Source organism: Mesorhizobium sp. M8A.F.Ca.ET.208.01.1.1 (genome assembly GCF_004791315.1).
Lineage (GTDB): Bacteria > Pseudomonadota > Alphaproteobacteria > Rhizobiales > Rhizobiaceae > Mesorhizobium.
In genome coordinates this window covers 69,938-87,992 of record NZ_SRUT01000010.1, presented here as the reverse complement: position 1 = coordinate 87,992, position 18,055 = coordinate 69,938, and the positions used below count along the sequence as shown (strand labels likewise).

Annotated in this window: 15 protein-coding genes; 11 read left to right on the top strand and 4 right to left on the bottom strand. The window is 64.2% G+C overall.

The window, feature by feature from the left end; translation table 11 throughout:
- Positions 1 to 10: 10 nt before the first annotated feature.
- The 6 genes from EN851_RS29520 to EN851_RS29495 all read left to right on the top strand — a co-directional run bounded on the left by EN851_RS29520 (position 11) and on the right by EN851_RS29495 (position 8,376).
- The gene (locus EN851_RS29520; RefSeq protein ID WP_135930590.1) at positions 11 to 763 is read left to right on the top strand and encodes an SDR family NAD(P)-dependent oxidoreductase; all 753 of its coding nucleotides are present in this window, start codon (positions 11 to 13) and stop codon (positions 761 to 763) included.
- Positions 764 to 992: 229 nt separating this feature from the next.
- Positions 993 to 2,342, top strand: coding sequence for a glucoamylase family protein (locus tag EN851_RS29515; RefSeq protein WP_135930589.1), 1,350 nt, complete (start codon positions 993 to 995; stop codon positions 2,340 to 2,342).
- Positions 2,332 to 3,861, top strand: a complete 1,530-nt coding sequence (locus EN851_RS29510) for a mercuric reductase (RefSeq protein WP_135917307.1) — start codon at positions 2,332 to 2,334, stop codon at positions 3,859 to 3,861. The genes EN851_RS29515 and EN851_RS29510 overlap by 11 nt, the downstream gene beginning before the upstream one ends.
- Positions 3,862 to 3,985: 124 nt before the next feature.
- Complete coding sequence (locus EN851_RS29505) at positions 3,986 to 4,636, top strand: bifunctional DNA primase/polymerase (protein WP_245520830.1); 651 nt, start codon at positions 3,986 to 3,988, stop codon at positions 4,634 to 4,636.
- On the top strand, positions 4,633 to 6,768 hold the full coding sequence (locus EN851_RS29500; protein WP_135930588.1) for a glycosyltransferase: 2,136 nt from the start codon (positions 4,633 to 4,635) through the stop codon (positions 6,766 to 6,768). Before EN851_RS29505 ends, EN851_RS29500 begins: the two co-directional genes overlap by 4 nt.
- Before the next feature lie 33 nt (positions 6,769 to 6,801).
- Positions 6,802 to 8,376, top strand: a complete 1,575-nt coding sequence (locus EN851_RS29495) for a glycosyltransferase (protein ID WP_135930587.1) — start codon at positions 6,802 to 6,804, stop codon at positions 8,374 to 8,376.
- On the opposite strand, the gene EN851_RS29490 is transcribed toward EN851_RS29495, so the two are convergent.
- The 3 genes from EN851_RS29490 to EN851_RS29480 form a co-directional block, all read right to left on the bottom strand.
- A complete protein-coding gene (locus tag EN851_RS29490) occupies positions 8,359 to 9,276 on the bottom strand; it encodes a hypothetical protein (protein ID WP_245520829.1) in 918 nt (305 codons plus the stop codon). The two genes, EN851_RS29495 and EN851_RS29490, sit on opposite strands and share 18 nt — an antisense overlap.
- 158 nt (positions 9,277 to 9,434) lie before the next feature.
- On the bottom strand, positions 9,435 to 10,010 hold the full coding sequence (locus EN851_RS29485; protein WP_135930586.1) for a DUF1349 domain-containing protein: 576 nt from the start codon (positions 10,008 to 10,010) through the stop codon (positions 9,435 to 9,437).
- A 58-nt stretch (positions 10,011 to 10,068) separates the two neighbouring features.
- Positions 10,069 to 11,508: an aldehyde dehydrogenase family protein gene (locus EN851_RS29480; protein ID WP_127276000.1), complete on the bottom strand. Its 1,440-nt coding sequence runs from the start codon at positions 11,506 to 11,508 to the stop codon at positions 10,069 to 10,071.
- 277 nt (positions 11,509 to 11,785) lie between these two features.
- On the opposite strand from EN851_RS29480, the gene EN851_RS29475 reads away from it, so the two are divergent.
- The 5 genes from EN851_RS29475 (at position 11,786) to EN851_RS29455 (ending at position 17,501) form a co-directional block, all read left to right on the top strand.
- Positions 11,786 to 12,445, top strand: a complete 660-nt coding sequence (locus EN851_RS29475; protein WP_189521955.1) for a TetR/AcrR family transcriptional regulator — start codon at positions 11,786 to 11,788, stop codon at positions 12,443 to 12,445.
- 94 nt (positions 12,446 to 12,539) lie between these two features.
- A complete protein-coding gene (locus EN851_RS29470) occupies positions 12,540 to 13,793 on the top strand; it encodes a sarcosine oxidase subunit beta family protein (protein WP_135883701.1) in 1,254 nt (417 codons plus the stop codon).
- Positions 13,794 to 13,820: 27 nt separating this feature from the next.
- The gene (locus tag EN851_RS29465; RefSeq protein WP_127872971.1) at positions 13,821 to 14,087 is read left to right on the top strand and encodes a sarcosine oxidase subunit delta; all 267 of its coding nucleotides are present in this window, start codon (positions 13,821 to 13,823) and stop codon (positions 14,085 to 14,087) included.
- Complete coding sequence (locus EN851_RS29460) at positions 14,084 to 16,969, top strand: sarcosine oxidase subunit alpha family protein (protein ID WP_135930584.1); 2,886 nt, start codon at positions 14,084 to 14,086, stop codon at positions 16,967 to 16,969. Before EN851_RS29465 ends, EN851_RS29460 begins: the two co-directional genes overlap by 4 nt.
- Positions 16,962 to 17,501: a hypothetical protein gene (locus EN851_RS29455; protein ID WP_135930583.1), complete on the top strand. Its 540-nt coding sequence runs from the start codon at positions 16,962 to 16,964 to the stop codon at positions 17,499 to 17,501. Before EN851_RS29460 ends, EN851_RS29455 begins: the two co-directional genes overlap by 8 nt.
- Positions 17,502 to 17,521: 20 nt before the next feature.
- Here EN851_RS29455 and EN851_RS29450 read toward each other — a convergent pair whose 3' ends face one another.
- Positions 17,522 to 18,007, bottom strand: coding sequence for a hypothetical protein (locus tag EN851_RS29450; RefSeq protein WP_127872968.1), 486 nt, complete (start codon positions 18,005 to 18,007; stop codon positions 17,522 to 17,524).
- Positions 18,008 to 18,055 lie beyond the last annotated feature (48 nt).

The following is an 18,055-nucleotide window of genomic DNA, read 5'->3' as shown; positions in this document are numbered from 1 at the left end:
GGGGAGTGACATGCCGATGACCTTCGCGGGACGATTCGCCGGCCGATCGGCGGTGATTACCGGCGGCGCCTCGGGCATCGGCCTGGCGGTCGCGAACAGGATCGTCGACGAAGGCGGGCGCGTCAGCGTCTGGGATCGCGATCCCGCACAGATCGAACAGGCGAAAGCCGTCATTCCCAGCCTGCAGGGGGTGACGATGGACGTTGCGGATGCGGCAAGTGTGGAGGCCGCCGCACAATCGACGATCGAAGTCCTCGGCGGCGTCGACATACTGGTCACCAGCGCGGCCATAACCGGCCCCAACATGACGACCTGGGCCTATTCGGCCGAGGACTGGCAAAGGGTCATCAATATCAACATCAACGGCGTCTTCTACTGCAACAAGGCGCTGGTGCCGCACATGCTCGAGCGCAACTACGGCCGCATCGTCAACATCGCCTCGATCGCCGGCAAGGAAGGCAATCCCAACGCTTCCGCCTACAGCACCTCGAAGGCGGCGGTGATCGGCCTGACCAAGTCGCTCGGCAAGGAACTCGCCAAGACCAAGGTGACGGTCAATTGCGTGACGCCGGCAGCTGTACGCACGGCGATCTTCAAGCAGATGAGCCAGGAGCACATCGACTTCATGCTGTCGAAGATACCGATGGCGCGCTTCGGCGAGGTCGAAGAAGTGGCTGCGCTGATCTCATGGATCGCTTCCGAGGAATGCTCGTTCACCACGGCCGCCGTGTTCGACGTTTCGGGCGGCCGCGCTACGTATTGAGCCGGGTCGAGGCAGTTCCGAGTTCGCCCGAGCCAACTACAATTCCGCGTGACGAAGCAACGATTGGAGCTGGACAGGCTTATGGTAGCTGGCGTCTGAATGAGCGTGCCACAACAGGGGAAAGCCATGACACGACGAGAGAGCCCGGCAGGTGCGATGTCCCCCGGCCACTGTGCCGGTGGCCTGCGATCGACGGAAGCGGCGATCACCAGGCCGGAGTTTGCTTCGTTTGCTTAGAGCAGATCCCACCGCGCTGGCCGATGACGAGCTTCTGGACCGCTATCAGCGCGCCGCCTTCGGCTATTTCCTGGAGAATGTGAACCCCGACAACGGGCTGGTCGCCGACACCTCGCGGCCGAATTCACCGTGCAGCATCGCCGTGGTCGGTTTCGCCCTGTCCTGCTATCCGATCGGCGTCGAACGTGGCTGGATGGCGCGCGACGCGGCTGCCAGGCTGACCCTTGCGGCGCTACGCTTTTTCCAGGCCAGCACGCAAGGCAGCGGCCCCGACGTTACCGGCCACAAGGGTTTTTACTACCACTTCCTCGACATGCGAACCGGTTTGCGCGTCTGGCGCTGCGAGTTGTCGATGGTCGATACCGCCCTGCTGATTGCCGGCATGCTGGTGGCGGGCGCCTATTTTTCCGGCGACAATGACGACGAGGCCGAAATCCGCCGTCTGGCCGAGGCGCTCTACAGGCGTGTCGACTGGCAATGGGCGCAAGGCAGCAGCCCGACGCTCCGCCAGGGCTGGAAGGCCAGGACCGGCTTTCTGCACTATGGCTGGGAAGGCTACAACGAGGCGACGATCCTCTATGTGCTGTCCATGGCCTCACCGGACCGGCCGACCTCCGACGACAGCTACGAGGCCTGGACGGCGACCTACCAGTGGGAAAACATCTACGGCCACGACGTGCTCTATGGCGGGCCGCTGTTCATGCACCAATTCTCGCATGCCTGGATCGATTTCGCAGGCATCCGCGACGCTTTCATGCGCGAGAAGAATTCGGACTATTTCGAAAACAGCCGCCGCTCGACATACCTTCACCGCGACTACGCCCGGCACAACCCCTACGGCTTTGTCGGCTATGGCGAGAACCTGTGGGGTCTTTCGGCAGGGGACGGACCAGGCGGCTTCCGCGCCAGCGTGGAGCGACGGCGCCACCGGTTTTCCGGTTACGCGGCGCGCGGCGCGCCTTTCGGTCCTGATGACGGCACGATCGCGCCATGGTCCTATCCGGCGTCGCTGCCTTTCGCGCCTGATATTTGCCTGGCGGCGATGCGCCATCTCGCCGATCGTTACCCGGAGGTGATCGACAATTTCCGGCTGCCGAGCGGTTTCAACCCGACATTGGCCAACCGGCGAAATTTCGGCCGCAACGGCTGGGTGTCGGAAGGCCATTACGGGCTGGACCAGGGCATTGCGGTAATGATGATCGAAAACCACCGTTCCGGCATGATCTGGGAGCTCATGCGTTGCAATCCCCATATCCGTCGTGGGCTGGACAAGGCCGGCTTTACCGGCGGATGGCTGTCGCGGCCGGCAAGCCCGGCATCCGGGGGGCGCGATGTCACGTGAACCGACGAGAGCCGCCGCCTTCCCCGTCGACCACAACGACGTCGAGCTGGTCAGGGGCGCGCATCCTCCGCACTGGAAGAACCCGACCCCGAACGGCTCCTACAATCTCGTCGTCATCGGCGCCGGGCCGGCCGGGTTGACCGCCGCGCGTGACGCGGCGAGCCTTGGCGCGAAGGTCGCGCTGATCGAGCGCGGGCTGATTGGCGGTGCGTGCATCAATGTCGGTGGCATTCCGTCGAAGTCGATCATTCGCACAGCCAGGCTCTATGCCGACATGCGCGATGCCGAGAGCTTCGGCGGCGACCCGCCAGATCATCTTCGTGTCGATTTTCAACGGGCGATGACACGGATGCGGCAGATCCGGCAGCGGATCAGCCGTGCCGATTCCGCCGCGAGCCTGGTTTCGGAAGGCATCGACCTCTATTTCGGTGCGGCGCGATTTGCCGGCCCCGATACGGTCACGGTCGAGGAAAGCACGCTGCATTTCAAGAAGGCGCTGATTGCAACGGGCGCACACCCGGCCTTCCCTGCTATTCCGGGGCTGGTCGAAGCCGGTTATCTCAGCAATGAGACGATGTTCAACCTGACGCAATGCCCGCCGCGGCTCCTCGTCATCGGCGGCGGGCCGCTTGGCTGCGAGACGGCGCAGGCTTTCTGCATGCTCGGCGCCAAGGTCATCCTGGCGCAGAGCGATCCGATGTTCCTGCCCGGCGAGGAGCGCGACGCCGCGCAAATCCTTTCGGACGCCCTGGCGCGCGAGGGGGTGGAGGTGCGCCTGAACACCGAAGTGGTGGCGGTGCGCAGGGAAGGTACCGCCAAGTTCGCCGACCTGATGCGGGATGGTGACACGACGACGATCTCCGTCGACGAGATCATCACCGGCGTCGGCCGTTCACCCAACGTCGATGGTCTCGGCCTCGAAGAGGCCGGCGTGGCGTATGACGCCGACGGCATCAAGGTGGATGATTATCTGCGAACCAGCAACCCGCACATCTATGCGGCGGGCGACGTCTGCCTCGAATACAAGTTCACCCATACCGCCGAGGCAACGGCGCGCATTGTCGTGCGCAATGCCTTGTTTCGCGGCCGCGAAAGGCTCAGCGACCTCGTCGTTCCCTGGTGCACCTATACCGATCCGGAGATCGCCCATGTCGGCCTCTATCCCCTGGAAGCGCGCCGCAATGGCATTCCGGTCAAAACCTATACGATACTGATGCACGATGTCGCCCGCGCCGTGATGGACGGCGAGGAGGAAGGATTCGTCAAGATCCATGTTAGGGAGGGGTCCGACCGCATCCTGGGCGCGACGGTCGTCGCCAGCCATGCCGGCGAGATGATCAACGCGGTGACCCTCGCCATCCGGTCCGGCATGGGACTGCATGCGTTGGCCGACGTCATCCATCCCTTCCCGACACAGGCGCAAGGCATCAAGATGGCGGGCGACGCCTATAGGCGGACACGCCTCACCTCGTTGCGCAGGCGCCTTGCGGCGCACTGGCTGGCGTGGTCCAGACGATAAGCCCAAAGCCATCACATATGCCGAAATGCTCACAAATACGCAACCAAGTGCGCGGCGGCGCTTGACGGATCCCTGCGAGGCTAATGAAATCGAGACGACGCCTTCGGCCGCGGAACATTCGTGGATGCAGCCTTTAGTCGAAACGGAATACGCAATCGAGCTCTTGTCCAAGGGTTACATCTGTGTGCCTCTGCGCGAAGGTGGCAAGCATCTCGATCTTGAGGCGATGGAATATCATCCGCTGCATTTGAAGGCCCGTCGAAAGGATCTGAAAGAATTGGCGTTCCGGTCGATTGCCTTTCAGTTGTCGCAGAAGCCACCAACACCGGAGGAAATCCGGCGCTGGTTTCGGGACTTTGCTGGAAATGTCGGCATCATCGGAGGATACGGCAACCTTCTCATCTTGGATTTCGACGATTCAGCAGACTATCGCGCCTGGTCTGGCAAGCACGCGCACCTTTCAAGTTGCACGCCGGTCGCGAAATCACCGAATGGATTCCACATCTATCTCAGGACGCGCGAACCGGCAGTATCATCCAGCCTGTATCTCGGCATGCGGCGGATCGGCCACCTGAAGGCGCTTGGCGGTTACGTCGTTGGAAGTCCTTCCGTACTCAAGGATGGCTGCTGCTACAGCTGGTTGAAGGACCAGTCGCCATTCGACGTCGAGCCGCAGCCAGTCGAAAGCCTGGCCAGTCTTTCACTTCGCGCGGTCTCGCCGTTCAAACATTGCTATGACCGCGTTCTGAAGCGCGGTTTTTTCGTGCCGCAATGAGCATTTCGGGGCGTGATCAACCCGACATCAGCATCGTCATCCCGGCAAGAAATGCCGCCGCGACGATCGACGCCACGCTGCGAAGCCTTCTGCCGCAGAGGGGCCTGATCAGCGAGATTCTTCTCGTCGACGATGGCTCCATCGACCAGACCACGGCGATATCGATGCAAAGCGCCCGCAAGTACGGATTGCCGCTGGAGATCCTCGCCGTGCGGCTGGGCAGCGCGGGCGCTGCCCGCAACGCCGGAATTGCGCGAGCCAAAGGCAAGTTCATACTTTTCCTCGATGCCGACGATGAGGTGATGGCGGGAGGGTTGGGACTGCTGCATGACGCGCTCCTGCGCAATCCCGAGGCCGGCCTGTCGATAGGAGCCAGCATTCGCCGCACCAGGGGGAGGCCGGACAAGCTCAAGGTTCCGCATGGGTACACGAGCGACCGGGCATTGAACGCCCGCCGCTACCTTCTTAACGAGACATGGCCGATCGCCATGGGCAGCGCGTTGGTCGCAGCCTCGGCAACGGCCACCGTCCGCTTTCCGGAAACTACCAGCCTGGATGAGGACACGTGCTATTGGGCGGCCGTGCTCGCCCAAGCCGACGTGACAACGATCTCTTCTCCGGTGCTTCTCTACCACCATGACGAAGAGAGAATGGCGCGGCGATTTGTCGAAACCCCGCGGGCCACGTTTCTCGCGATAGCACTGGAGCTGGACAAGCTTGCCGATCCGGCGATTGCCAGGGACGTTCTGCAGTGGAGGAAGGCCTGGATAGCCTTGCGGATCTCAAGGCAGCTTATCAAACACAACCGATACAGCTATGCGATGAGCATGATGCGTGCCGTTCGCGCCCACAAAAGCCTGGGGCCGAGCTGGAAGGCGTCGCAATATCGCATACGAATTCGCATCGGAGCCATGATGGAACGGCCTGACCACTCGTCCAGCGCTGGCGCGGTCACGGAAAGACGCACGCTGATCGTGTCCTTCGACCCGGCATTTCCGCCGGTTTCCGGTGCGGACCTGAGAAATTTCAACAATGCCAGCCTTGCGGCCGAGTTCGGCCCGGTCCGGCTTGCCTCGATCAGACCGCTGGGCGACCCACGACAACCGTCCGACGCGCGCATCAACGCGGTTGGCCTGGTGATCGATGGAGAACCGCGTTCGGCCTCTCTCGGTTGGTGGAGGATCGCGGGGGAGAACCGTATCCCGCGCACGGCACTGGTGCGGCTGCGGAAACTGGTGCAAACCTTCAAACCCGATACGGTGATCGTCGAGGGGACCGGCCTGTTCAAGCTGCTGCGACCTTTGCGGCCGCTGACCAGGCAGCTCATCCTCGACATGCACAATGTCGAATCCGACCTGGCGGCACAGCTGCGGCATATCAGTCCAGCGCGATCCCCGGCGGTGCTTGGCATCCGGCGGCTGGAGAGAAAAGCGCAATCCCTCGTCGACAGGGTGTGGGTCTGCTCGAACCAGGATCGCGAAAGGTTGATGGCCGCATCCCGGCACAATGTGCCGATCGATGTCGTTCCCAATGGAATCCCCAACGTCGAGGACATTCCACAGGTGCTGCCCGCCGAAGCCGCTACCGACAGCGGTTATCCGACGATCGTGTTTATCGGGCATCTCGGCTATCCGCCGAACGTCGATGCGGCCGAGCGCCTGGCGGGCACCATTTTGCCCCGCATTCGGCAGGTCTTGCCGGGTGCAAGACTTACTCTTGCCGGACGAAGCCCAAAGGCGGCCGTACGGGCGCTGACCAGATTGCCTGGTGTGGAGCTTGTCGAAGACCCCGAAAGCGTGGCGCCACTCCTGTCCGGCGCGCATCTCAGCATCATCCCGCTCAGGGCCGGCGGGGGCACGCGCATCAAGATCCTGGAGGCGATGACTTGGGGGGTGCCGGTGATCGCGACACCGCTCGCTGCCGAGGGGCTGGACATGGTCGAGAATGACCAAGTGATGCTGTCGACCAGCGACGAAGGACTGGCCGACATGGCCATCGAACTCTCTCTCGACGCCGAACGCCGGGCGCGGCAGCGCACGCGCGCGCATCAGGCCGTATGGGCAAGGTTTGGCCCGCAAGCGATCCGCGATGCCGTCCGCGCCGGGCTTGCACTGGACAATGACGGCAAGTGACACCAGGCCACCCCATCACCCCATGAGCCGTCGATGATTCCGCCGATCCTGCACCAGACCTGGAAGACCGACAGCGTTCCCGTCCGCTTCCAGGCCTATGCCGACAGCTGGAAGCGGCACAATCCAGACTGGACGGTCATGCTCTGGAGCGACCGGATGCTGCTCGAATTCGTGGCCGAGCACTACCCGGATTATCTGCCGATGTTCTGTGGCTACACCAACGGCGTTCAACGGTCGGACGCGGCCCGCTACATGCTTCTGCATCACTTCGGTGGGGTCTATGCCGACATCGACTGCGAATGCGTCGCGCCCTTCGATGCGATCATGAACGAGACACGGGTCGTGCTGTGCAAGGAGCCGGCTTCGCATGCGGCCGTCCAGGCGGATTTCCGGGGCCTGCCCTACCTTCTGTTCAACGGGACGATAGCGAGCCCGCCCGGTCATCCATTCTGGTTGCATCTCCTGTCGATGATGCCCGGGCTCGCCGGCGCCAAGGACGTGCTCGACGCGACCGGCCCTTGTCTGCTCACCTCGGCGCAACGCTGTTATGGCGATCAGACGGCCTTCGCCATTCATCCTTCCGCCCTGTTCGTGCCGGTGACGTCGGCCGGGAGCATGGAGAGCGACGCCGGCGACGACACGGCGTCGCTCTCGATCCATCACTGGGCCGGCACATGGTGGACCCCGGAACCGCCGCCGAACTGGTGGACCAAGTTTCGCAATCGGGCCTATGGGCTCCGGTATCACCTGACGCGCGGCGCGTATCTGGATGAGGCGCAGGCGAAAGCAGGCGTCGACAGAGCGGTCCTGTCGGCGCCGCCGCCATCGGGCCGAAACATCGCTGTCCTGGTGCCGCTTCGCGACTCCGCCGACCTTATCCAGCCCTTTCTCGATGCGCTGGATGGGCTCGACTATCCCAAGGACCGGATCAAGCTGGTCTTCTGCGAAGGCGACAGCCAGGACGGAAGCTGGGAGCGACTACAGGCCGCAACCGCTGGATTGGCCGGCAAATATCGTGACATCATCCTGTTGCAAAGACAGGTCGGCACCCGCCTCGACAGGGCAAAACGGGCAAAGCCCAGAATGCAGCGCGTCAGGCGCGGCGCGATCGCCAAGGTGCGAAATTATCTGATCGATCACGGGCTCAGCGAGGAGGATGACTGGGCGCTGTGGATCGATATCGACGTCTGGCGCTTTCCCGGCGATGTGCTGAACCGCCTGATCGCCACGGCACATCGCATCGCGGTGCCCAACTGCGTGAAGATCGCCGGTGGCGCCAGTTTCGACCTCAACAGCTTTGTCATCAGACGGCAGACCAAGGACTATCGCTATTACCGCGAGATACGCGGCGGCCTTCATCAGCCTCCCGTGCAAACGCCAAGCCGGTATCATCTCAGCGATGTCAGGCATCTCGACATCATCGGCCTCGATGCGGTCGGCGGAACCATGCTCCTGGTCGACGCCGCCCTGCATCGCGGCGGTCTTCGTTTCCCCGAAATTCCTTACCGCGATCTGATCGAGACCGAAGCCTTTGGCCTCCTTGCCAACGACCTCGGCATCCGGCCGGTCGGCCTGCCCAAGCTGGAAATCCTACACGTCCCGTGGTGAAACGACGGCCCGCCGAAGCTCTTCGCGCAGAGGCTGCAGATAGGCTTGCGGGCGCAGACGGCTCCATACATAGTCCCGGTCCGTCAAATGCGCGGCCTGCCTGATCCAGCGCCCCGGGGCATCGGGGTCCCGCACCTCGCGCCAATCGTCGACGATGATGACAGGCAGGCCTTCGTAAAGCGGATCGAGCCGTGAAGTCTTGGTCACCACGATGCAGCCGAGATAAAGCAGTTCCCATGTCCGGTGACAGTCCAGGCCGTTTCCGACGGTCGACAGCACGAGCGGATATTGCGAATAGAGCTGCCATATCGAGCGCTGCGATACGCGTTGCCCTAGAAAATCGACATGCGGGCATCCGTCCAGAGCATCAAGCAATTCCCGACGCTCGCCGGACTCTCTGCTGACGCTGAAATCGCAGAATATCCTGGCTGGACGACGATCCGCACTCCCCTGCCCGCGCAGGGTTTTCAGGTGTCTCACCAGTCCGGCAGGGGTCGCCAGGGAACGTGGGGTGTGGAGATCCAGCCCGATCGGAAACGGCTTGACCCTGAGATGACCGCCGTCGCAGTTCTGGCTGTACCAGGAGACCAGATAGGGGTTGGCGAGAAGCCGCTCGACGGTGTCCTTGGCCAGATCCGAAGGCACCGAGGAATCACCGTCGGTCGTCAGCAGGATGAAGGGAGCCTTGATGGTGGGCAGGGCTATCCTGGCGAAAGTGTCGAGATCACAATTTCGCGCAAGCCTGGCCAGGGTGCTCAGCCGCACCCAGACGATGCCATGCGCGCCGCTATAATGGTCGCGGAAAAAAGCCTCGCTTTGCGTCGATTCGGTCGGCGCCCAGCGATACCAATCGGGTCCGGCGAAGTCGCAGAAACGCCCGATCCCTTGCGACCAAAGCACGGAAGGAACGCTGAAAAACCTCAGCGCCCCGGAACGAATGGGTTTCTTGAGTTTTGCCCGCCAACGCGACATGCCCATGGGCAACCCTTAGCCCAGACGCCGTTATGGCCGCAACGTCCGGCCTGCTTGCTCACACAGGCCAAGGCGGGCTCGTGGCGTCAGTCGTGCAGGTCCCGCGCAATCGGCGGGCCGATCGAAAATCCGGAGAACGTGACCTCGAAACCCTCACGCTGCGGCGAACAGCACATCATACCGACATCGACCAGCTTCGAGATCGGGAAATAGGCGAGCCGCACCGGCTTCCAATGACCGTCGGAAGCGTCGAGATACTGGACGCGGATCGCCTCGCCATGACGGGTCAGGCGGATCCTGACGCCGTCCGGGCCGGCGGCAATGGCCACCAGCGACCAGTCCGACATGTCGTTGGTGACGACGACGGATAAATAGGCGAGGCCGTCGGTGTATTCGATGCCGGCCTTGATCCAGTGCGTTTCGCTCAGCCGGACCATCAGCCCGGCCTGGTCGTAAAGCACCTTGTAGTCGCCCTTGACGGTGACCTCGGCGGTGAAGTCGCCCTCGACCTGCCGGCAGAGGAAGTGGCCGTTGTCGCGCCAGAAACCATAGAAGGTCTCGCGCCAGAAATCGGTCTCCTTGCCGGTGCGCACGCGCACGGCATCACCGTCGACGGCATGGTGCGGCGGCGGGTTGAGCCAGGTCAGGTCCTGCAGTGTCATCGCGCCGGTCCGTTTCTCGAGGAGGTGGCGGCACGCCGACCGGCAAGCCGGCGCCGGATCATCCCGCGAACGTATAAGCGGTCTTTACCGTGGTGTAGAATTCCATGGCATAGCGGCCCTGTTCGCGCGGGCCGAAGCTCGAACCCTTGCGCCCGCCAAAGGGGACGTGGAAGTCGACGCCCGCCGTCGGCAGATTGACCATGACCATGCCGGCTTCGGAGTTGCGCTTGAAATGCGTGGCGTGCTTGAGGCTCGTGGTGCAGATGCCCGAGGTCAGGCCGAACGGCGTGTCATTGGCGACGGCAAGCGCTTCGTCATAGTCCTGGACGCGGATGACACTGGCGACGGGGCCGAAAATCTCCTCGCGTGAACTGCGCATGGCGTTGGTGGCCTCGGTGAGCAGCGCCGGCTTGAGATAGAAACCCGGCGTCTTGCGGTCGAGCCGTTCACCACCGAAGGCGAGCGTGGCGCCTTCCCGGACACCGATGGCGATATAGTCCTCGTCCTGCTTGAGCTGGGTCGCGTCGACCACCGGGCCGATCTGCGTTTGCGCGTCGAGCGCGTCGCCGATCACCAGCTTTTCCATGCGCTCCTTGAGCGCGTCGACGAAACGGTCGTGGATGCCGTTGGTGACGATCAAACGCGACGAGGCCGTGCAGCGCTGGCCGGTCGAGAAGAAGGCGCCGTTCAGCGCGCAATCGACAGCGACCGCGAGATCGGCGTCGTCAAGCACGACCAGCGGGTTCTTGCCGCCCATTTCGAGCTGGAACTTGCGCATGTGCTCGACACTTGCCGCGGCGACGCGTTTGCCGGTTCCGACCGAGCCGGTGAAGGAGATGGCGTTGACGTCGGGGCTGTCGAGCATTGCTTGGCCGACCACCGAGCCCTTGCCCATGACGAGGTTCAGCACGCCCTTGGGCAGGCCGGCGCGGTGCAGGATGTCGACGATGGACCAGGCGCTTTCGGGAACGAGTTCGGCCGGCTTGAAGACGACGGTGTTGCCGTGAGCCAGCGCCGGAGCGATCTTCCAGGCGGGGATGGCGATCGGGAAATTCCATGGCGTGATGATGCCGACAACGCCAACCGCTTCGCGCGTGATCTCGACGCCGACGCCCGGCCGCACGCTTGGCACCACCTCTCCCGACAAGCGCAGTGTTTCGCCGGCAAAGAAATCGAATATCTGGGCGGCGCGGATGGTCTCGCCAATGCCCTCGGCCAGCGTCTTGCCTTCCTCGCGCGCCAGGTTGCGACCGAGTTCGTCCTTGCGCGCCATGATCTCGTCGGCGGCCTTTTTCAGCACCGCATGGCGCGCCAGCGGGCCGGAGCGGGACCATGCCGGAAACGCCGCCTTGGCCGCCGCGATCGCCTGGCCCGCCTGTTCGACCCCCGCCGAGGCATATTCGCCGACGACGTCGCCGGTATCCGAGGGGTTGATGTTGCGGGATCCGGCATCGCCGACCCATTCGCCATCGATGAGGTTCTTTCGAAACGCTGTCATGTCCTTGCCTTCCCTGGCTGTTGGCCGCGCGGCGGCATCTGTCTGAAGTGGTATTTGCCAGACAATTGCCTTGCGGGAAAGCACGCACTGGGCTCGAAGGCCGCGACAAAAGTCCCCGGGCCTGCGCTCATGCCTTCGGCGCAGCGGCGACAGTGCCGTGCCGACAACCAATCCAGCCAACATCGCTGGATGGCTCTCCGGGTCAAGGTCGAATTGCCCTGTACACATATGTCCACGACCTTGATTTGCCTGATCCGGCATGTCATGCGTCGTGGCGATGACAGCACTCGAGACGACGATCCAGCGTGCCGGCGCCACCGGCAATATCAAGGCCACTCGCGAAGACTGGCTGAAGCTTGCGCTTGAAACCCTGATCTCGGACGGCGTCGAACGCGTCCGCGTGCTGACGCTTGGCCAGCAGCTCGACGTCTCGCGCTCGAGCTTCTACTGGTATTTCAAGAGCCGCCAGGACCTGCTCGACCAGTTGCTGGACCACTGGCGGCAGACCAATACCCGATTCATCGTCGAGCGCGCCGGGCGCCCTTCCGCGACTGTCATTCGCGGGGTGATGAGCATTTTCGAATGCTGGGTGGACGAAAAGCTGTTCGACCCGCGGCTGGATTTCGCGATCCGGGCATGGGCTCGCCGCTCCCCCGCGACAAGGCGCGCGCTGGACGAGGCCGACGAAGAACGGGTCAATGCCATCCGCGGCATGTTCATGCGTCATGGCTACGAGGAGGAAGACGCGTTCGTGCGGGCTCGGGTGCTCTATTTCATGCAGATCGGCTACTATTCGCTCGAACTCGACGAGCCGATGAGCAGCCGCCTGCCGCATGTTGCCGCGTATCTGCGCAGCTTCACAGGCCGAGAGCCTACGGCGGGCGATGTCGAGGATTTTTCACGTTACGTGGAGGAGACCATCTCGCGTAACCGTTAGCGTTGGCTGCCGCAAGTCGGGATGACCGGCAACTAGACAGATATGTCCACTACCACTAGGTTTGCCCTGATCAACCAGGCTTGTCGCCCACACAATGACCCGCATCTATTCCGCTTTGTCGCTGTTCAAGGAAGGCCTGGCCGGCCAGACCGGCTGGAAACAGGCCTGGCGCTCGCCCGAGCCGAAGCCGTCCTACGACGCGATCGTCATCGGCGGCGGTGGCCATGGACTGGCGACGGCCTATTACCTGGCCAAGAATCACGGCATCGCCCGAGTGGCCGTGCTGGAAAAAGGGTGGATCGGCGGCGGCAACACCGGCCGCAACACCACCGTGGTGCGCTCCAATTATTACTATCCTCAGAGCGTCGAGCTCTACGGGCTGGCGCACCGGCTCTACGAAGGCCTGTCCAAGGATCTGAATTACAACGTCATGCTGTCGCAGCGCGGCATGGTCAATCTGTGTCACTCGACCGCCGAAATGGAAGTCGGCGCGCGCACCGTCAACGCCATGCAGATCAGCGGCATCGATGCGGAGCTGTTTTCGCCCGAGGACGTGCGCCGGGTGGCGCCGATCTATAATTTCTCGGCCGGCGCGCGGTTTCCGGTGTTCGGCGGCATCTGGCAAGGCAGGGCCGGCACGGCGCGCCATGACGCGGTCGCCTGGGGTTATGCGCGCGCGGCGAGCCGGCTCGGCGTCGACATCATCCAGAATTGCGAGATCACTGATTTCATCGTCGAGGGCGGCCGCTGCCGCGGTGTCCAGACGACGCGCGGCACGTTCCGTGCCGAGCGCATCGGCATGGCGGTGGCCGGGCACTCCTCGGTTCTGGCTGAAAAAGCCGGCTTCCGGCTGCCGATCAACTCCTACGCGCTGCAAGCCTGCGTTTCCGAACCGGTCAAGCCGATCCTCGACACGGTGGTCCTGTCGCCCGGCACCGGCGTCTATGTCAGCCAGTCGGACAAGGGCGAGATCGTCATTGGCGGCGGGCTCGACCGCATCCCTTCCTATGCACAGCGCGGCAATTTGCCGACGCTGGAGACGGTGATCGCGGGGGTGCTGGAGATGTTCCCGATCTTCGGCCAGTTGAAGCTGATGCGGCAATGGGCGGGCATTGTCGACGTCGTGCCGGATTCCTCGCCGATCATCGGGGAATCGCCGCTGCCCAACCTGTTCCTCAATTGCGGCTGGGGCACGGGCGGCTTCAAGGCGATCCCCGCCGGCGGCACGTTGCTGGCGAACCTGCTGGCGAGCGGCAAGCACAACGACATCAGCCGGCCCTTCGATCTCGACCGCTTCGCCAGTGGGCGGCTGATCGACGAAGCGGCCGGCTCCGGCATCGCGCACTGATATGCACAGAGACCAGGACTAGGCGTCATGCAGCTCTTTCCTTGCCCGTTCTGCGGCCCGCGCGACGAGACCGAATTCCACTATGGCGGCGATGCCGGCAATACCAGGCCGGATGGCGGAGATGTGCCCATCGATCGCTGGGCCAACTATCTCTACCTGCGCTCCAATCCGAAAGGCGCGGCGCGCGAAATCTGGGTGCACATGAACTGCGGCGAGTTCTTCGTCATGGAGCGCGACACGCTCACGCACGAGGTGCTGTCCTCGTCCGCGCTGGGCGAGGAGCACGCGGCATGACCGCCTCGCGTCTTGCTACCGGCGGCAGCGCCATCGACCGCTCGCGCCCGCTCCGCTTCAGCTTCGACGGCACAAGCGTGGACGGCTTTGCCGGCGACACCATCGCCTCCGCGCTGCTCGCCAACGACGTCGCGGTCGTCGGCCGCAGTTTCAAATACCACAGGCCGCGCGGCATCTGGGGCGCCGGCGTCGAGGAGCCCAACGCGCTGGTCGATATAGGCGGCTCACGCGCGACGCCGAACACGCGCGCCACGACCGAGCCGGCACGCGATGGGCTGGTGGCGAAAAGCGTCAATGCGACGCCCAATGCATTGAGCGACCGCAACGCCTTCCTCGACCGCTTCTCGCGCTTCATTCCGGCGGCGTTCTACTACAAGACCTTCATGTGGCCGGACTGGCACATGTTCGAGCCGCGCATCCGCGCCATGGCCGGACTGGGCAAGGTCGACACGGACTGGACCTCATCAGGCCCGGCCGACCAGATCAATCATCATTGCGACGTGCTGGTGGTGGGCGCCGGTCCGGCCGGACTGGCGGCGGCCAAGCTCGCGGCCGGCGTGGGCCTCTCCGTGACGCTGGTCGACGACCAGCGGAAGCCGGGCGGGTCCCTCGGCCACCGCGCCAGCGAGATCGACGGCGGGCCGGCTGCCGGGTGGCTCGAGGAGACGCTCGCGACACTTGCCGCCGGGGGCCATCTGATCCTGCCTTCGACCACGGCCTTTGGCATCTACGACCACAATCTGGTCGGGCTGAACCAGCGCCATTTCGATGGGCGGCCCGATACGCTATGGCGGGTCCGGCCGCGCCGGATCGTGCTGGCTACCGGCGCCATCGAGCGGCCGCTGCCTTTCGCCAACAATGATCTGCCGGGAATCCTGTCGGCCGATGCCGCGCTCGCCTATCTCAGGCGCCACGCGGTGCTGGTTGGCCGGCGCGTCGTCGTCGCCACCAACAATGACAGCGCCTATGAGGTCGCGGAGGCGATCGCCGAGGCCGGCGCCGAAGTGACGCTTGTCGACATCAGGCGTGACGGGATGCCCGCCGCGCCGGCCAGGATACGGCTGTTCAAGGGGCGGGCGCTTGCCTCTGCGGCGGGCAGGCTGCGTGTTGAAGGCGTGACGCTGGACGACGGCACCAGGCTCGACGCCGATTGCGTGCTGGTCTCGGGGGGCTGGACGCCGACCATTCATCTCTTTGGCCAGGCCAAGGGCAAGCTTGCCTGGAGCGAGGCCCGCGCCGCCTTCCTGCCTGGCAATCCGGTTGACGGCATTTCCGTGGCGGGCGCCGCCGCCGGCGCGGTTTCCTTGTCGGACGTGTTCGCCTCCGCGGAGAAAGCCGGCGCATCGCTCGGCCAGACGGAGGCGGTAACCCCGCGCAGCACCGGTCCGGAAGCGACAGCCGGGATTGTAGCCGCCTGGCCGGTGCCTGGCTCGAAAGGACGAATCTGGATCGACTACCAGAACGACGTCACGGTGAAGGACGTCGAACTGGCGGCCCGCGAAAACTTCGTCTCGGTCGAACATCTGAAGCGCTACACCACGCTCGGCATGGCGACCGATCAGGGCAAGACCTCCAACCTGCCCGGACTGGCGCTGATGGCCGGGATCACCGGCCGAACGGTGCCGGAAGTCGGCACCACCACCTACCGCCCACCCTTCACGCCGGTGCCGTTGGCGAGTTTCGCCGGCGCGCGCGCTGGCGAGTTGATGGCGCCGGTGCGCCGGCTGCCGCTGGAAAACGTCCACCGCGCCAGCGGCGCCGTCTTCCAGGAATATGGCGGCTGGCTGCGCCCGGCGCACTATGGCGGTCCCAATGCGGACGCGGGACGCGCCATCCAGGACGAGGCGTTTCGCGCGCGCCGGTCGGTCGCGCTGTTCGACGGTTCGACGCTCGGCAAGATCGAGGTGATCGGACCCCGGGCGGCCGAATTCGTCGATTTCCTCTACTACAACACCATGTCGACGCTGAAGCCGGGCCGCTGCCGCTACGGCTTCATGCTGTCGGAGAACGGCGTGGTCTTCGATGACGGCGTGCTGGTGCGGCTGGACGAGCACCGTTTCGTCGTGTCGTGCTCGTCCTCGCATGTCACCGCCGTGCATGCCAGGCTGGAGGAATGGCGCCAGGACCGGTTCGCGCGCGGCGCCGTCTACATCCACAACGCGACTTCGGAGATGGCGACGCTGACCGTCTCCGGGCCGAACGCCGGCAAGCTGCTCGAAACGGTGGGGCTCGGCCTTTCACTCGCCGACGCCGACCTCCCGCACATGGCGATCGGCCATGGCAACTATGCCGAAGACGAGGTTCGGATTGCCCGCGTCAGTTTCACCGGCGACAGGAGCTATGAAGTCTCTATCCGCGCCGACCGCGCCGAACCTTTGTGGGCGCATCTGCGCCAGGCCGGCCAGGCGTTCGATGCCGTTCTCATCGGGCTCGAAGCACTGATGATCCTGCGTGCCGAGAAGGGCTTCATCGTCATCGGCAAGGACACTGACGGCACCACGCTGCCGCACGATCTCGGTGTGGCGGGTCCCCGGACGAAGCGCCAGAGCGAGTTCGTCGGCCGCCGCTCGCTGTTCACCGAGGAGGCTTCGCGCGGCGACCGCCTGCAGCTTGTAGGCCTGACGGTGCCGCAAGGCGAAGCGCCTCTGCCAACCGGCGCGCATGGCGTCAAGCGGAGCGATGGCAGACTGCACAGTCAGGGCTTTGTCACCTCCAGTTATCAGAGCCCCACCCTCGGTCAGCCGGTTGCGCTTGGCCTGATCGAACGGGGTGCGGCGCGGCACGGCGAAACGATCGAAATCCAACATCTCGGCAAGCTCAGGACCGCGACGATCGCCGCCCCTTGCGCCTACGACCCGTCGGGAGACCGGCTCAATGCTTGATCTCGCGGAAAAATGGTCTGTCGCGCCGGACTGGCCGTCGGCGACCATCAATTCCCCCGGCCTGGCGGTGCGCGCTGTCCCTGGCTTCGACCAGATATTGGTCAGCGGCGACCTCGACGCCTGGGCTCGCCTGTCCGACATGGACGGGACTGGCGTGGGCGCCCTTGGCGCGGCTCAGGGTGACCGCTATGGCGCGCGGCTGGCGCGCGACCGGCTGCTCGCCGTGTCGAACACGCCGCTTGCGATTTCCGCCGGTTGGCACGCGGACGGCTTCGCGGTGACGGCGATCGGCGCCGGGCTGCAGGTGTTCGAGGCCGAAGGCCCGGCACTCGATGCTTTCATCGCGCGTGGAACGACGCTCGACCCAAGGCAGCCAAGTGCCAGCGCGGCGCTGTCCTTCGCCGGCATCAGCGCCATCGTCTATCGCCATGACGGCAAGCTGCGCATCCACGTCGATCGCGGTCTCGCCGCCTATCTCTGGACGTGGATGGAGACGGCTGCCGCCAACATCGCCGCCGAATCACCGAGTTAGTTAGGCGGCGACATTCACGCTCAGAGCGTGAAAGACCAGAACAGGCAGGCCAGCGTAGCGGCGGCAAAGATCACGAAGAACAGGCTGCGCAGCAGCACGTTGCGGCGCAGCTCGTTCATGACGAAGTGGCAGCCGATGATCGCGGCCGCAAACAGGAAACGCCAGTTCAGCACCGCCCACAAGACATCCCGCTGACCGAAAGCCCATCTGGCGACGAGGCAGCCAAGGATAGCCGCGAACAGTACGATGACGGTCCAGAAGATCGCGTCCGCGGCGTTGGTCAGCACAATGCTGGCTGCCCTGATCGGCAGGAGCATCATCAGCAGGGCGCTGAAGAAATAGACCGCGGCAAGTGGAATGAACGTGCCTGCATCGGCGATGCCGTCAAGCCGTCTCACACCGATGGCGCCATAGGGATAGCCGTGCCTGGCCACCGCCAGGCTCAGCGCCATGAGCAAGGCGGTCAGCACCGCGACCAGTGCGAAGGATGTGAGGGCTTTGCTCATGATGTTCCTGTCCCGGGCGAATCAGACAGGAACCGGTGTAGCCGATGG

Bases quoted from the DNA above. Each gene is read 5' to 3' on its own strand.
- EN851_RS29520 (WP_135930590.1), top strand. From the start codon at position 11: ATGCCGATGACCTTCGCGGGACGATTCGCCGGCCGATCGGCGGTGATT.
- EN851_RS29450 (WP_127872968.1), bottom strand. From the start codon at position 18,007: ATGAGCAAAGCCCTCACATCCTTCGCACTGGTCGCGGTGCTGACCGCC.
- EN851_RS29480 (WP_127276000.1), bottom strand. From the start codon at position 11,508: ATGACAGCGTTTCGAAAGAACCTCATCGATGGCGAATGGGTCGGCGAT.
- EN851_RS29500 (WP_135930588.1), top strand. From the start codon at position 4,633: ATGAGCATTTCGGGGCGTGATCAACCCGACATCAGCATCGTCATCCCG.
- EN851_RS29475 (WP_189521955.1), top strand. From the start codon at position 11,786: ATGACAGCACTCGAGACGACGATCCAGCGTGCCGGCGCCACCGGCAAT.
- EN851_RS29460 (WP_135930584.1), top strand. From the start codon at position 14,084: ATGACCGCCTCGCGTCTTGCTACCGGCGGCAGCGCCATCGACCGCTCG.
- EN851_RS29465 (WP_127872971.1), top strand. From the start codon at position 13,821: ATGCAGCTCTTTCCTTGCCCGTTCTGCGGCCCGCGCGACGAGACCGAA.
- EN851_RS29485 (WP_135930586.1), bottom strand. From the start codon at position 10,010: ATGACACTGCAGGACCTGACCTGGCTCAACCCGCCGCCGCACCATGCC.
- EN851_RS29470 (WP_135883701.1), top strand. From the start codon at position 12,540: ATGACCCGCATCTATTCCGCTTTGTCGCTGTTCAAGGAAGGCCTGGCC.
- EN851_RS29505 (WP_245520830.1), top strand. From the start codon at position 3,986: ATGCAGCCTTTAGTCGAAACGGAATACGCAATCGAGCTCTTGTCCAAG.
- EN851_RS29510 (WP_135917307.1), top strand. From the start codon at position 2,332: ATGTCACGTGAACCGACGAGAGCCGCCGCCTTCCCCGTCGACCACAAC.
- EN851_RS29495 (WP_135930587.1), top strand. From the start codon at position 6,802: ATGATTCCGCCGATCCTGCACCAGACCTGGAAGACCGACAGCGTTCCC.
- EN851_RS29455 (WP_135930583.1), top strand. From the start codon at position 16,962: ATGCTTGATCTCGCGGAAAAATGGTCTGTCGCGCCGGACTGGCCGTCG.